Source organism: Planktothrix rubescens CCAP 1459/22, from assembly GCA_904830895.1.
Classification (GTDB): Bacteria; Cyanobacteriota; Cyanobacteriia; order Cyanobacteriales; family Microcoleaceae; genus Planktothrix; species Planktothrix agardhii.
Window position 1 is genome coordinate 857,965 of sequence record LR882958.1, and the last position, 14,878, is coordinate 872,842.

Sequence of the window (14,878 nt, forward strand, 5' to 3'; positions counted from 1 at the left end):
GCCATACTTTGTGCCGGATACGTTTTCTTATTTGTTTATTATTTTTACATATTGGTGAGGTTATACCCCCACCGATTTCGCCTGATTATCAAACCTAAGTCGCGGGTTTCCAAGTTCCATGAAATCCATTCGGAACTACATGGGGTAATCCTAACCGACAAACAGGTTCCGTGTTTAAAGATTGGGCATCAAATATCCAAACTTCGCTGGAATTTTGCTGAGCATCATAAACAATGGTTAAAACCCAACCCTGTTGAGGATGATCGAGATCTTGAACAAATAAAGGTTCCATCGGATAACGATTTTCTCCTAAATTAGCGGTGGTTAAGGTTTGGGTTTGATGATTAAAACGTCCAATTGTGCCAAACATTTCGACCGCCGGATTAATACCGGATTTATGAAGGGATAAATAGGTAAATTGAGCTTTTTTTCCCACTTCTTGGGGGTTGACCGAGGGAAATTCACAATGGCGATCGCAGAGTTCTTCCAATTGTAGTAATTTACCCGTTTGAGGTTGCAATACCATCCGCCATAAGGTCGATTTTGCTAAGGTTTGAGTGTTTCCGGTGGCAACTTCTTTTAAATATTGATTGGTTTGGAAATCTTGATATCGGACAAAATCAACAATAACCGTTCCATCTGTTGCAACATAACCATTGCTAAAATGCCACTGAAACCAAGGTTCAGTTTCAATCCGATTAACTAAGGTTAAATTATGACGATCAATTATTAAAATTTGGGTGGGGGTTTGGGGTTGCCAGGATAGGGCTTCACTAAAGGATTTCAACTGAAGAAATACGGGTAAAAGTTTTAACCGCAGTGGGGGAATTACAAAAATTAAATATTCACCCGCTAGGACAAAATCATGCAGGGCAGAAATTCCATCCAGAGGAATTTTATTTTGTTGTTTGATGTTACCCGTGCGATCGCTCCGATATAAAATTAACTCAGGAGTCGGCCCCAAAATTTGCCCAAAATTAAAAATATCCCCGGTTTCGGGATCAATTTTAGGGTGAGCAGAATAGGGGGTATTTTCAGCTAAACCCTGGAGGTTGTCCAGTCCCTGGGTTTCTAAGGTTTCTAAATCTAAACTATGGGGTTGTCCCCCTTCCCACAACGCCAATAATTTATCGGGTAAAGCTAAAACTGAAGTATTCGCCGCATTTTTTAGGGGTTTACGAAAACGTTCCCAAAGGTTTCCCGAGGCTTTCATTCCATAGCCACCATAGATAAAACGGTTTTTTTGTTCTTCCTCTTGATAGCCTGCGGTTTGAACATAACGATAGACCCCGGTTGCCCCTTTTTCGGTGAAATGAACCGCTAAAATCGCCCCATCTCCATCAAACCAATGTCCAACTCGGTGTCCTCCCCGTGCCAATCGTCCTGGGCCATTACGATACAGAGAACCCCTTAACCCTGGGGGGATTTTTCCCGACAAAATCCGTAGGGGCGTGGGCGAGAATTCGGTGCCGGGGGTGGTAAACTGTTGATTCCAGGTCGGTTGGGCGGTTGTTGCTGTCATAACAATCACAGTCAATGAAATTAGATAAAAACTTTAGTTGCACTCAGAATAATTGTCGCTGAATTTGCTAAAATCTACAGGATTGTCCTGATTATATTTTGTAATTATCCTTGAACCAATCTATCAATCTGCCGAAAGTAGATGACTTTTTAGAAGAATTGGCAGCCATTCAACAAACTGGCTCCAAGCGTCTTGCTTTGTTGGGTTCCCGCCATATTCCCCTAACCCATCAAAACTTGATCGAGATGATGAGTTATGCCTTGGTTTTAGAAGGCAATCATTTGATTACATCGGGTTCAACGGGAACGAACGCGGCGGCGATTCGAGGCGCAATGCGGGCTAACCCCAATTTGTTGACGGTAATTTTGCCCCAAAGCATGAAACGTCAGCCTAGGGAGTCCCGCCAGCAGTTAGAACAGGTGATTCATGTGGTGGAAAATGCTAAGGGTGACGATTTATCCCTAGCTGAAGCTAGTGGGTTTTGCAACCAACAGATTATTTCTCGGTGTCAACAGTTAATCTGTTTTGCCTACCATGATAGTGTCACCCTCCTAAGTACCTGTGAGGAAGCTGAAAATCAGCGCAAAATTGTGACGCTATTCTATTTGGATTAGTAGTTAATACCAATGTTGAATCAGTCACTCGTACAGACGCGCTCTTGGCACGTCTCTACGCTGATAATTTTCTTATTAAATAATTACAATTGACTATGGCTTCTACTTATTCATTTGATATTGTTAGTGATTTTGACCGCCAGGAATTAGTTAATGCTGTTGATCAAACCGAACGGGAAATTAAAAGCCGTTATGATTTGAAAGATACTAAGACTACCCTAGAATTAGGGGAAACTGCGATTATAGTTAATACAGATAGCGAGTTTACCCTCGATGCAATTCATACAATTTTGCAAACTAAATCCGCTAAACGGAATCTTTCTTTGAAGATTTTTGATTATGGGAAAGTAGAATCTTCCAGTGGTAATCGAGTCAGACAGGAAATTAAACTCAGAAAAGGTTTAACTCAAGAAGTATCAAAACAAATCACTAAATTAATTAAAGATGAATTTAAAAAATTACAAGCATCTATTCAGGGGGATTCTGTTAGGATTTCAGCTAAATCTAAAGATGATTTACAATTAGTAATTCAGCGTCTGAAAGAAGAAGATTATCCAGCTGCATTACAGTTTACAAACTATAGGTAAAATATACACAGTTATCTTTGATTGATACTCCACTACCTAAAGGCTAGTGGATTCTTAGTTTATTCTATTTCAACTAGGACAATTAGTTTCTAACCAACTGGATAAATCACCTACACTAGAAAAGTCGAAAATAGCTTCAGCCAAAGCCGATAACTGCTCTGATGATAGCTGTGATAAACTATCTTCTATTGATTGATTTAGTTCACCTAATTGCCGTTTTAATTGGCGTTTAATCAGATTTATTTGACCAATTTCAATACCTTCAGCACGCCCTTCAGCACGCCCTTCAGCACGCCCTTCAGCACGCCCTTGAGTCAACCCTTCAGTTCGCCCTTGAGCCTTACCCAACTCAATAGCACCTATTCTTTCCCGTTCAAACTGTTCTCGTTTCTCCAAATCATCTACTTCCTCTAAACTTAAGTTTACCCGATCGGCGATCGCAAAAGCCTTCTCAATTTCCGGTACAATTAACATAGATTCTGGCACTACTTCTAAATCCGGTGCTTTGCGTAAAAAATAAAGCCATTTATCCGTAATAGTTGTTAATTCTTCCAGAGTTTTATTAAATTTGGGTAACTCCACAAATACTAATTTTAACGGACTATGTTGATAATTTACTTGTAACTCATCTTCCTTGAGCGTAAATTGTGAAATGACTTTATTATGTTCATTAAACATAATAAAATCCGTCACCGCTACACCAATTGCTGCTCTTAATTCTGGATAAACTTCCCCTAATTTTAGTTGATTAACATACATTTTTGCCGTATTATAAAGAATCCTTTTGCCAAAAGCTGGGACATTAAACGCCTGCATTTCAATTAATACATTTTCGCCGTTATTCAGTTGAGCCTTAACATCAAAATAAGTGGTTTTTAAACCAGAAATTCTGCCGGGGGCGTAGGGATCAATAATTTCTAAAGAAGTGATGAAAGTCTCACCTTGATAGACAATTGCATTCAGAAAACTAATTAAAATATCTTGACTTTGATCCGAACCAAAGATTTTTTTAAAGGCGTAGTCTGTTTTGGGATTAATGAATTTCATAGTGTTAGTGGAAAATAATATAGGTAGGGACTTAGATAATACCTCAGTCCTGTTCAACTAGGGCAATTAGTTTCTAGCCAACTGGATAAATCACCTACACTAGAAAAATCAAAAATAGCTTCAGCCAAAGCTGATAATTGCTCTGAAGTTAGTTGTGATAAACTATCTTCTATTGATTGATTTAGTTCACCTAATTGCCGTTGTAATAGGCGTTTAATCAGATTTATTTTACCCCTTTGTTCACCAATTTGTTCACCAATTTGTATCCCTTCAGTTCGCCCTTCAGTTCGCCCTTGAGCTTTACCTAACTCAATAGCACCTATTCTTTCCCGTTCAAACTGTTCCCGCTTCTCCAAATCATCTATTTCCTCTAAACTTAAGTTTACCCGATCCGCGATCGCAAAAGCCTTCTCAATTTCCGGTACAATTAACATAGATTCTGGCACTACTTCTAAATCCGGTGCTTTGCGTAAAAAATAAAGCCATTTATCCGTAATAGTTGTTAATTCTTCCAGAGTTTTATTAAATTTGGGTAACTCCACAAATACTAATTTTAACGGACTATGTTGATAATTTAGCAGTAACTCATCTTCCTTGAGCGTAAATTGTGAAATGACTTTATTATGTTCATTAAACATAATAAAATCCGTCACCGCTACACCAATTGCTGCTCTTAATTCTGGATAAACTTCCCCTAATTTTAGTTGATTAACATACATTTTTGCCGTATTATAAAGAATCCTTTTGCCAAAAGCTGGGACATTAAACGCCTGCATTTCAATTAATACATTTTCGCCGTTATTCAGTTGAGCCTTAACATCAAAATAAGTGGTTTTTAAACCAGAAATTCTGCCGGGGGCGTAGGGATCAATAATTTCTAAAGAAGTGATGAAAGTCTCACCTTGATAGACAATTGCATTCAGAAAACTAATTAAAATATCTTGACTTTGATCCGAACCAAAGATTTTTTTAAAGGCGTAGTCTGTTTTGGGATTAATGAATTTCATAGTGTTAGTGGAAAATAATATAGGTAGGGACTTAGATAATACCTCAGTCCTGTTCAACTAGGGCAATTAGTTTCTAGCCAACTGGATAAATCACCTACACTAGAAAAATCAAAAATAGCTTCAGCCAAAGCTGATAATTGCTCTGAAGTTAGTTGTGATAAACTATCTTCTATTGATTGATTTAGTTCACCTAATTGCCGTTGTAATAGGCGTTTAATCAGATTTATTTTACCCCTTTGTTCACCAATTTGTTCACCAATTTGTATCCCTTCAGTTCGCCCTTCAGTTCGCCCTTGAGCTTTACCTAACTCAATAGCACCTATTCTTTCCCGTTCAAACTGTTCCCGCTTCTCCAAATCATCTATTTCCTCTAAACTTAAGTTTACCCGATCCGCGATCGCAAAAGCCTTCTCAATTTCCGGTACAATTAACATAGATTCTGGCACTACTTCTAAATCCGGTGCTTTGCGTAAAAAATAAAGCCATTTATCCGTAATAGTTGTTAATTCTTCCAGAGTTTTATTAAATTTGGGTAACTCCACAAATACTAATTTTAACGGACTATGTTGATAATTTAGCAGTAACTCATCTTCCTTGAGCGTAAATTGTGAAATGACTTTATTATGTTCATTAAACATAATAAAATCTGTCACCGCTACACCAATTGCTGCTCTTAATTCTGGATAAACTTCCCCTAATTTTAGTTGATTAACATACATTTTTGCCGTATTATAAAGAATCCTTTTGCCAAAAGCTGGGACATTAAACGCCTGCATTTCAATTAACACATTTTCGCCGTTATTCAGTTGAGCCTTAACATCAAAATAAGTTGTTTTCAAACCAGAAATTCTGCCGGGGGCGTAGGGATCAATAATTTCTAAAGAAGTGATGAAAGTCTCACCTTGATAGACAATTGCATTCAGAAAACTAATTAAAATATCTTGACTTTGATCCGAACCAAAGATTTTTTTAAAGGCGTAGTCTGTTTTAGGATTAATAAATTTCATAGTATCACCTGGAAATAATATAGTAAAGATTAACGCAGATGGTTATTTATATTTACTTTTTTTGACTATAACACAAACACATAAAATTAATAATATCATAAACCTGCCCCATGCCCACGTCAAATCGCTGCGACTTTTTTATGATTTCTGTAAAATAACCCAGAGAAATATAAAGATTTGTCATTGAGCGGCTAAACCATTGACAACCGAAAAGAACCTTGTTAGGTTATTTATATTGAAAGTGTCGCGTGTCATCTGTCCAAAGGTATAAATACCGCCTTTTAACTTAATTCGATTTATTCACGACAAATTTGCTAAAGATTACCTAGAAGAATTACTAATATTAGGTATGTAAATCTACCTTTCGATAGATTTACAATATCATGGTTAGGGTTCTCACGCAGTTGGGGTGCATTGAACAATAGGTACATAGTTGAACTTGGGCGCTTCTTAAGAGCGCTGAAGCGCAACTACATACCTAAGAATCAAATCCCTTCTCAAAAAAATCGGCTAATCCACTATGACTAAGCAAATCATTTTTGTTGACTCCTCAGTACAAGACTATCAAAGCTTAATTAATAACGCCGATGATACTCAAATCGTCATTTTAAATAAAAATTTGAGCGGTATCGAACAAATTACCAATACCTTAGCCAATCAAAAAGACATTTCAGCCCTACACATCCTTTCACACGGTAGCGAAGGCAGCCTCAACCTCAGCACCGAAGCCCTCAATAGCAATAATATAGAAAAATTCAGCCCCCAAATCAAACAATGGGGAAAAGCCCTCACCCAAAACGCCGACATCCTATTATATGGATGCGAAGTCGCCAAAGGAGAAACCGGCCAAAACTTCCTCAAACGACTCAGTGAAATCACCGAAGCCAACATCGCCGCCTCAGCCACCCCCACCGGTAGCACCGAATTAGGCGGAGACTGGAAACTAGAAGTCCAAACAGGCGACATCAAAGCCACCATACCCTTTAACGCCAAAGCCCTCAACACTTACAGCGGCATACTAGGCTTCGCCCCCAAAGTTGACTTCTCAACTGGCTTTAACCCCCAGTCCGTCAGCATCGGTGACTTCAACGGCGACGGCAAACTGGACTTAGCAACGGCGAACTTCAACGACAACACCGCCTCCATCCTGCTAAACACCACCGCCAACGGAGCCACCACCCCCACTTTCGCCACCAAAGTTAACTTCACAACTGGCAGTACCCCCCGCTCCGTCAGCATCGGCGACTTCAACGGCGACGGCAAACTGGACTTAGCAGTGGCGAACTACACCAACAGCAACAACGCCTCCATCCTGCTCAACACCACCGCAACAGGAGCCACCACCCCCACCTTCAACCCTAAAGTTGACTTCACAACTGGCTCTGGCTCCACCTCCGTCAGTATCGGCGACTTCAACAGCGACAACAAACCCGACTTAGCCGTGTCGAACCAGAACGGCGCCAGCGTCTCCATCCTGCTCAACACCACCACCAACGCCACCACCCCCACCTTCGCCACCAAAGTAGACTTCACAGTTGGCTCACAGGCCACCTCCGTCAGCATCGGTGACTTCAACGGCGACGGCAAACTGGACTTAGCAACGGCGAACACCAACAGCAGCACCGTCTCCATCCTGCTAAACACCACCGCCAACGGAGCCACCACCCCCACTTTCGCCCCCAAAGTTGACTTCTCAACTGGCTTTAACCCCCAGTCCGTCAGCATCGGCGACATCAACGGCGACGGTAAACCCGACTTAGCTGTGGCGAACAGTCTCAGCGCCACCGTCTCCATCCTGCTAAACACCACCGCCAACGGAGCCACCACCCCCACTTTCGCCACCAAAGTTGACTTCACAACTGGCAGTCGCCCCTTATCCGTCAGTATCGGCGATCTCAACGGCGACGGAAAACCGGACTTAGCAGTGGCGAACTACTCCAGCAGCACCGTCTCCATCCTGCTAAACACCACCGCCAACGGAGCCACCACCCCCACTTTCGCCCCCAAAGTTGACTCCACAACTGGCAGTCGCCCCACCTCCGTCAGCATCGGCGACATCAACGGCGACGGAAAACCGGACTTAGCAGTGGCGAACTACTCCAGCTACACCGCCTCCATCTTCCTCAACACCGCTCCCAAGGTTACGGCTGTCACTGCCACCACTGCTGACGGTAGCTACAAAGCAGGTGATACTATCGCCATCACCGCCACCTTCGATGCTGCTGTGAATGTCACTGGCACACCTCAACTGCAATTAGAAACAGGTACAACTGACCAATTTGCCACTTATGCTAGTGGTAGCGGTGGTACAGCCCTCACCTTCAATTATGTAGTCCAAGCCGGGGATTCTGCTGCTGATTTAGAATATCTTGCCACAACTGCCCTTACTCTCAACGGCGGCACAATTAAAGATAATTTGGCTACGAATGCTGTTTTAACCCTCCCCGCCTTAGCCACAGCTAATTCCCTCGGTGGTAGTAAAGCCATAGTTGTTGATACCGTTGCACCAACTGTTGCCTTAACCTCCCCATCCGCCACCACCGTTAACGGTTTATTTAACGTCATTGCCACCTTTAGCGAAGATGTCACAGGATTTGATAATACTGATATCACCGTAGCCAATGCAACTGTTGGTAACTTTGCCACAGTTAATGCTAAAACCTACACCTTTGATGTGACTCCAACTGCGGATGGAAAGTGCGATTCGTTTAACCTAAAGTAAGTTAAAAGACTTACGGGACGGTTAACCCAGTTGATGAAACTGGTGATAACTGATTACATTTATGGGTGAAACTCTGTGAGTTAAGTCCCATCCCTCAAGTGCTGAGGTGAAAGCATAACCCCTAGTTTGTTCGGGTAGCAACCAACAGATTAAAGCGGGGTTAAAAGGTAGAACTACTGGTAGCCAAATCCGGTAACTATCGAGCAAGAAGTCCATGCGTAGCGTAAGCAAAGATGTGTCCGAACCACCGTTATGTAGAATGGTGAAATGGCTAAATCAAGATTTTTATCTTGATTAACACCAAGCCAAAAGGCAAGGATAGGGCATAAGCAATTTTTGCATTGACTTATAAGCACCGCCCAATAAACCCGGTGGAAAGCATCACGCTAAAGACTTCAAACAAATGTGTAATCGGAACGAAATAACCCCTATATATCTCTGGAAAAGGTCGAAAATCCAGTAAGTAGCTAACGAATGATATATAGGGACGGGATGGCGTTAAAAGCGAATGCCCTTGGTAATACAAGGGATATGCTAACAAACGCTCGGTAATTCCAAAGAAATAGAACAAGTAGCAATGAATATATCTAAAACGCAGAATAATCTGACGGTGGAGTGGAAAGACCTTAACTGGCGCAAGCTAGAAAAGGTAACTTTTAAGTTGCAAAAGCGCATATTTCAAGCGAGTGAACGAGGCGATGTTAAAGCAGTTCGCAAACTTCAGAAAACCCTGATTAATTCCTGGAGTGCAAAATGTATCGCGGTTCGACGGGTAACACAAGATAATCAAGGTAAAAATACGGCGGGTGTGGATGGAGTTAAATCTCTGACCCCAAAGCAACGTATGAGCCTTGTAGGACGACTAAAGTTAACCGGAAAGGTAAAACCAACTCGTAGAGTTAACATTCCCAAATCCGGAACAACCGAAACCCGTCCATTAGGAATACCCACAATAAACGACCGTGCATTACAAGCGTTAGTCAAACTAGCGTTAGAACCCGAATGGGAGGCTAAATTCGAGCCAAACAGTTACGGTTTTAGACCAGGACGTTCCTGTCACGACGCAATCGAAGCAATATATACCAGTATCAATAAAAAACCCAAATATGTACTTGATGCTGATATCTCAAAATGCTTCGACCGTATAAACCACAAAGCACTAATCTCCAAAATACACACATATCCCACATTAAGCCGAATAATAAAAAAATGGCTCAAAGCAGGATACTGTGACGGAAAAGAACTTTTTCCTACCCAAGAAGGTACACCACAAGGAGGGGTTATATCACCCTTACTTGCTAATATTGCCCTACATGGTATGGAAGAAAGAGTTAAGCAATATGCAGAAACTCTAAAAGGGAAAAAACGGGATAACCGCCAAACCCTAAGTCTAATCCGATACGCCGATGATTTCGTAATAATCCATAAGGATTTATACGTAGTCAAGGAATGTCAAGAGATAATAGCTGATTGGTTAAGTGATATGGGATTGGAATTAAAACCAAGTAAAACAAAACTAACTCACACCCTCAATGAAATTGATGGAAATGTTGGGTTTGAGTTTCTAGGATTCCATACTCAACAACACAAAGTAGGAAACTACAGAGGGGCTTATAGCTCTGAAGGAATCCCGTTAGGTTTTAAAACATTAATTACACCCTCAAAAACCAAAACCAAAGCTCATCTTGTCAAAATAGCTGAAGTAATAGACAACCATAAAAATTCACCTCAAGCTGCCTTAATTAGCAAGCTGAATCCAATTATTAGAGGTTGGGCAAATTATTACTCAACAGTGATTAGCAAAGAATGCTTCTCAAAAGTAGATAATCTAATCTACGACAAACTAAGAGCATGGGCAAGAACGAGGGGAAAAGGGAACATCAATAAAGACAAATACTGGAGAGCAGTAGGCGACAAAAATTGGTGTTTCAGTACAGAAAACGGAATGGAATTACTCACCCATGCTAGTACGCCAATCGTAAGGCATATAAAGGTTAAGGGCGAAGTTAGTCCGTTTGATGGTAACTGGATTTACTGGAGTAAACGACGTGGAGAATACCCAGGAACTTCTACAAGAGTTTCCAAATTAATCAATAAACAAAAGGGTATTTGTCCTCACTGTGGTTTGTATTTCACAAGTACAGACATTGTAGAAGTTGACCATATCAAACCAACATCATTAGGTGGGAAAGACACTTATGACAACCTACAACTTCTACACAAACATTGTCACGACACAAAGACGGCAAACGATGGTTCTCTAATGAAAAGTAAGCAATTACCAATAGTTGAGAATTATGAAAATAACCCGTTTTGAATCGTACCTATAACAAAGGTGGAGTTATCAAGGAGCCGTGTGAAGCGAAAGTTTCATGCACGGTTCTGAAGGAGAGGTTAGGGGGGTAACTCCCTAATCGACTCTAACTGTCACCGTAGATATTCCGGCTGCTAAAGCTATTGATACTGCGGGTAATAATAATACCGCAGCAACTCAACTAACTCGTATTGTTGATATTACTCCGACACCAAGTCCTACGGTTGCTCCGACACCAAGTCCTACGGTAACTCCTACCCCAGTTCCAACCGTAACTCCAACCCCAGTTCCAACGGTAACTCCGACACCGGAACCAACGGTAACTCCGACCCCAGTTCCAACAGTTGCACCGACACCGGAACCAACGGTAACTCCGACCCCAGTTCCAACAGTTGCACCGACACCGGAACCAACGGTAACTCCGACACCAGTTCCAACAGTTGCACCTACCCCAGTTCCAACCGTAGCACCGACCCCGGAACCAACGGTAACTCCAACCCCAATTCCAACAGTTGCACCGACACCAATTCCAACAGTTGCACCGACACCAGTTCCAACAGTTGCACCTACCCCAGTTCCAACAGTTGCACCTACCCCAGTTCCAACAGTTGCACCGACCCCAGTTCCAACAGTTGCACCTACCCCAGTTCCAACAGTTGCACCGACACCAGTTCCAACCGTAACTCCAACACCGGAACCAATACCGAGTCCCACACCGGAACGAATTCCCGAAACTCCGGTATTCAATGGCAGTGTGGATATCTATGACTCCACCAATTTTATAACAACCATCGAATTTCCTACCCAAGAAGTCAAGGTTCCTGGCGATGAACCCATATCAGGTAAAGCAGAAGCCGATGTCATCTTTGCCTTAGAAGGTAACGATACCGTCCTCGGTGGCAAAGATAACGACCAAATCATCGTAAATGATGGAGCAGATGAACTCTACGGGAACCTGGGTAACGATATCATTACGGGTAATGGCGGGAATGATTGGATTAACGGCAACCTAGGAGAAGACCTGATTGATGGAGGTGATGGAGAGGATGAACTCTTTGGAGGTCAAGAGAATGACTTAATTAAAGGTGGCAACGGAGATGATACTATCTTGGGAAACAAAGGAGAAGACATAACAGAAGGAAACGAAGGTGATGATCTTCTCTCTGGTAACGAAGCCAATGACACCATTTCGGGTAACTCAGGAGACGACATGATTTATGGCGGTCAGGGCAATGACCTTCTCGACGGCAGCGAAGGCAATGATTTGCTCTCGGGTGATCAAGGTGATGATACCCTCGATGGCGGAGAAGGCAACGATATCTTAACCGGAGGTCAGGGTAATGACTGGTTAGTTGGAGCCGAGGGCGATGACACCCTAACTGGTGGTGCGGGTAATGACCGCTTCTATCTGGCCAGTAGTTTTGGGAATGAGCTAATTACCGACTTTACTAACGGAGCGGATATTATCGCTTTAACCGGAGGTTTAACTTTTGAACAGTTACAAATCACCTCTTTTAACGACTCCACCCTAATTAAAATAGCCAGTAGTCAACAACAGTTGGCTGAACTGTTGGGAGTCGATAGTAGATTGATAGGTAAGAGTAATTTTGTTCTAGGATAACAGTCATTATTGTAGAGACGTGCCACGGCGCGTCTCTCTAATACTGATCTTTCCCGATGCAGTCCAACCTTGCTCAATCCCCTCATCAACATATCAACAGCTAACACCTGTACGCTTCAAAAACTGTTATGATGGAGTTTTAAGGTCTTTTTTATCAAACTGCGAATTGTATGTCATCTTCGTCGGAATTTGCGAGTATTACTTCCTCTGAGTCCGATTTAATCACGGTCGATTTGGCTAATAAGGTACAGACTTTAGGATTAAATCAAATTGAACGTCATATTTTTATTTGTGCGGATCAGACTAAGCCCCTCTGTTGTTCCAAAGAACAAAGTTTAGAGGCGTGGGACTATTTAAAAAAACGATTGACTGAGTTAAAACTAGATCAGGTGACTGAGGGTAAACCCAGTTGTACCTTTAGAACCAAGGCAAATTGTCTGCGTGTTTGTACTCATGGCCCTATTTTAGTAGTTTATCCCGATGGGGTTTGGTATCATTCTGCAACATCGGAGGTGATTGAACGAATTCTTCAAGAACATATTTTAGGTTCTCAAGTAGTGCAAGAGTATGTGTTTTTAACCCCTCCTCTAACCCATCCATTACAAATTACGAATGACAAATTGCTTAATTCTTAATTAATTGTTGGGTAATCTATTATACTTGCTGATATATCTATATTTTGGTGAAAACTGTTTGTCTAAATAAACCTATAAAGAGATATCACCGAACTAGATATAAAAAATTGACCTTGATGTTGTTACGCCGATTCCCCATTGGAACAGATTTTAAAATGAAGGATAGAAACGGAGATCAAAAACGACTGATGCTTGTGGATGATGACCCTAACCTGATTTTATTGGTCAGGGACTATTTGGAATTTCGGGGATATGATGTGGTCACGGCAGAAAACGGTGTAATTGCGTTGGAGATTCTCGAAGATGAACTTCCTGATCTGATGATCTGCGATATTATGATGCCAGAAATGGACGGTTATAGTCTGGTGAAAAAAATTCGAGAAGACCCCCGCACCGGATGGATTCCTGTTCTATTTCTATCGGCTAAAGGTCAAAGTCAGGATAAAGTTAAAGGCTTAAATACCGGAGCCGATGTCTATATTGTCAAACCCTTTGAGCCAGAAGAATTAGTGGCTCAAGTCGAGTCTTCCCTGCGCCAAGCATCCCGTTTGACCAACGGCCACAGTGCCAATCTTAATAGTAATGGCCCTAAGTTGCGGGTGCGTCGGAATGTACAACTAACTCCAACGGAGTTAAAGGTTGTCCGCCTAGTTACTCAAGGTTTAGCTAACCGTGATATTGCTCGGATTATGAAAATCAGTCAACGCACGATTGAAAGTCATATCAGTAATATTTTGGGAAAAACCGGCCTCCATAATCGGACAGAACTGGCCCGATGGGCACTAGAAAGCAAAAAATTTTAGCCCCGTCAGTCACCAGATCGAGGTCTTGAGTTCAGAAAAATGTCAGATGAGTTTCTCCATCAGGGATATAGACTTTGAGGGTTTTCAAGAGATTTTCCCAAAATGGCTGGGATTATTGTAAATTTTCGTTAAACTTATAATTAAATATAATCATATATGGTATTTTATAAACATAAAATTATATGAATAACCAAGATATATTAGTGTTGAGTGCCAAATTAATGCAGTAGGATCAAATTATATCTTTACATCTATCGAATAAAATATTTATGGCGAGACAACAGCCTTTGTTGATGCCTATACTTTATTTGATTATGGATGTTAAGATAGAATATTTAGATTAAATTCATTTCTACAAATATTAGGTCTTAATTTTCTATGCCTAACGTAAAAAACCGTCTTTCTATTTTTGTGGACGGTAACAATATGTTCTATGCTCAACAAAAAAATGGTTGGTTTTTTGATCCCCGTAGGGTTTTGACCTATTTCAAAACAGAACAAGTGGATATCACCCTAGTCAATGCCTTCTGGTATACAGGACTCAAAGACCCCCAAGATCAACGAGGATTCCGGGATGCTCTGATCAGTTTAGGTTATACAGTTCGCACTAAAATTCTCAAGGAATATTACGATGATAGTTCCGGTCGGTATTCCCAAAAAGCTAATTTAGATATTGAAATTGTTGTAGATATGTTTAATACCGTAGAACAATATGATCGGGTCGTCCTCTTTAGTGGAGATGGGGACTTTGAACGAGCGATTGAACTGTTACGATCTAAAAATACTCATATTACCGTTGTTTCTACAGAAGGAATGATCGCTAGAGAACTGCGGAATGCCACCGATCGTTATATCGATCTCAACGATATTCGAGAACAGATTGAAAAAACAGACTATTAACGATTAGGGAACACCGGAACACCGGAACACCGAAACACCGGAACAGCCAAAAGTCAACAGTCAACAGTCAACACTCAACAGTCAACAGTTAACGCTTAC

At 41.5% G+C, this 14,878-nt stretch carries 13 protein-coding genes; 8 read left to right on the forward strand and 5 right to left on the reverse strand.

Translation table 11 applies throughout. The features are described from left to right. Positions 1-94: 94 nt before the first annotated feature. Entirely contained in the window at positions 95-1,522 is a 1,428-nt protein-coding gene (locus NMG86_RS04115; RefSeq protein WP_026797075.1) for a carotenoid oxygenase family protein, read from the reverse strand. 110 nt (positions 1,523-1,632) lie between these two features. Here NMG86_RS04115 and NMG86_RS04120 point away from each other — a divergent pair, with 110 nt between their 5' ends. Together NMG86_RS04120 and NMG86_RS04125 are read left to right on the forward strand one after the other, a co-directional pair. Further along, positions 1,633-2,136: a hypothetical protein gene (locus NMG86_RS04120; RefSeq protein WP_026797076.1), complete on the forward strand. Its 504-nt coding sequence runs from the start codon at positions 1,633-1,635 to the stop codon at positions 2,134-2,136. A 95-nt stretch (positions 2,137-2,231) separates the two neighbouring features. Beyond that, on the forward strand, positions 2,232-2,723 hold the full coding sequence (locus NMG86_RS04125; RefSeq protein WP_026788794.1) for a YajQ family cyclic di-GMP-binding protein: 492 nt from the start codon (positions 2,232-2,234) through the stop codon (positions 2,721-2,723). Positions 2,724-2,792: 69 nt separating this feature from the next. On the opposite strand, the gene NMG86_RS04130 is transcribed toward NMG86_RS04125, so the two are convergent. The 3 genes from NMG86_RS04130 to NMG86_RS04140 are packed head-to-tail and all read right to left on the reverse strand — an operon-like array spanning position 2,793 to position 5,784. Continuing rightward, positions 2,793-3,770, reverse strand: coding sequence for an Rpn family recombination-promoting nuclease/putative transposase (locus NMG86_RS04130; RefSeq protein ID WP_254033316.1), 978 nt, complete (start codon positions 3,768-3,770; stop codon positions 2,793-2,795). Between the two features lie 53 nt (positions 3,771-3,823). Further along, a complete protein-coding gene (locus NMG86_RS04135) occupies positions 3,824-4,777 on the reverse strand; it encodes an Rpn family recombination-promoting nuclease/putative transposase (protein ID WP_199918705.1) in 954 nt (317 codons plus the stop codon). Between the two features lie 53 nt (positions 4,778-4,830). Then, positions 4,831-5,784, reverse strand: a complete 954-nt coding sequence (locus tag NMG86_RS04140) for an Rpn family recombination-promoting nuclease/putative transposase (protein WP_199918705.1) — start codon at positions 5,782-5,784, stop codon at positions 4,831-4,833. Between the two features lie 520 nt (positions 5,785-6,304). Between NMG86_RS04140 and NMG86_RS04145 the strand changes: the two genes are divergently transcribed. Both NMG86_RS04145 and ltrA read left to right on the forward strand, forming a co-directional pair. Further along, positions 6,305-8,506 carry an FG-GAP-like repeat-containing protein gene (locus tag NMG86_RS04145; RefSeq protein ID WP_199918704.1) on the forward strand — a complete coding sequence of 734 codons (2,202 nt, stop codon included), beginning with the start codon at positions 6,305-6,307 and terminating at the stop codon, positions 8,504-8,506. A gap of 577 nt (positions 8,507-9,083) precedes the next feature. Continuing rightward, entirely contained in the window at positions 9,084-10,823 is a 1,740-nt protein-coding gene (gene ltrA, locus NMG86_RS04150) for a group II intron reverse transcriptase/maturase (protein ID WP_026797077.1), read from the forward strand. Between the two features lie 174 nt (positions 10,824-10,997). Here the strand turns inward: ltrA and NMG86_RS04155 are convergent, their stop codons facing one another. Then, positions 10,998-11,567, reverse strand: a complete 570-nt coding sequence (locus tag NMG86_RS04155) for a hypothetical protein (RefSeq protein WP_193372465.1) — start codon at positions 11,565-11,567, stop codon at positions 10,998-11,000. 7 nt (positions 11,568-11,574) lie between these two features. On the opposite strand from NMG86_RS04155, the gene NMG86_RS04160 reads away from it, so the two are divergent. The 4 genes from NMG86_RS04160 to NMG86_RS04175 all read left to right on the forward strand — a co-directional run bounded on the left by NMG86_RS04160 (position 11,575) and on the right by NMG86_RS04175 (position 14,779). Beyond that, a complete protein-coding gene (locus NMG86_RS04160) occupies positions 11,575-12,441 on the forward strand; it encodes a calcium-binding protein (RefSeq protein WP_052338627.1) in 867 nt (288 codons plus the stop codon). 170 nt (positions 12,442-12,611) lie between these two features. Further along, positions 12,612-13,076, forward strand: a complete 465-nt coding sequence (locus tag NMG86_RS04165; RefSeq protein ID WP_036833738.1) for a (2Fe-2S) ferredoxin domain-containing protein — start codon at positions 12,612-12,614, stop codon at positions 13,074-13,076. Between the two features lie 155 nt (positions 13,077-13,231). Then, entirely contained in the window at positions 13,232-13,879 is a 648-nt protein-coding gene (locus NMG86_RS04170; RefSeq protein WP_026788798.1) for a response regulator transcription factor, read from the forward strand. Positions 13,880-14,257: 378 nt separating this feature from the next. After that, positions 14,258-14,779, forward strand: a complete 522-nt coding sequence (locus NMG86_RS04175) for a LabA-like NYN domain-containing protein (RefSeq protein ID WP_026788799.1) — start codon at positions 14,258-14,260, stop codon at positions 14,777-14,779. Positions 14,780-14,878 lie beyond the last annotated feature (99 nt).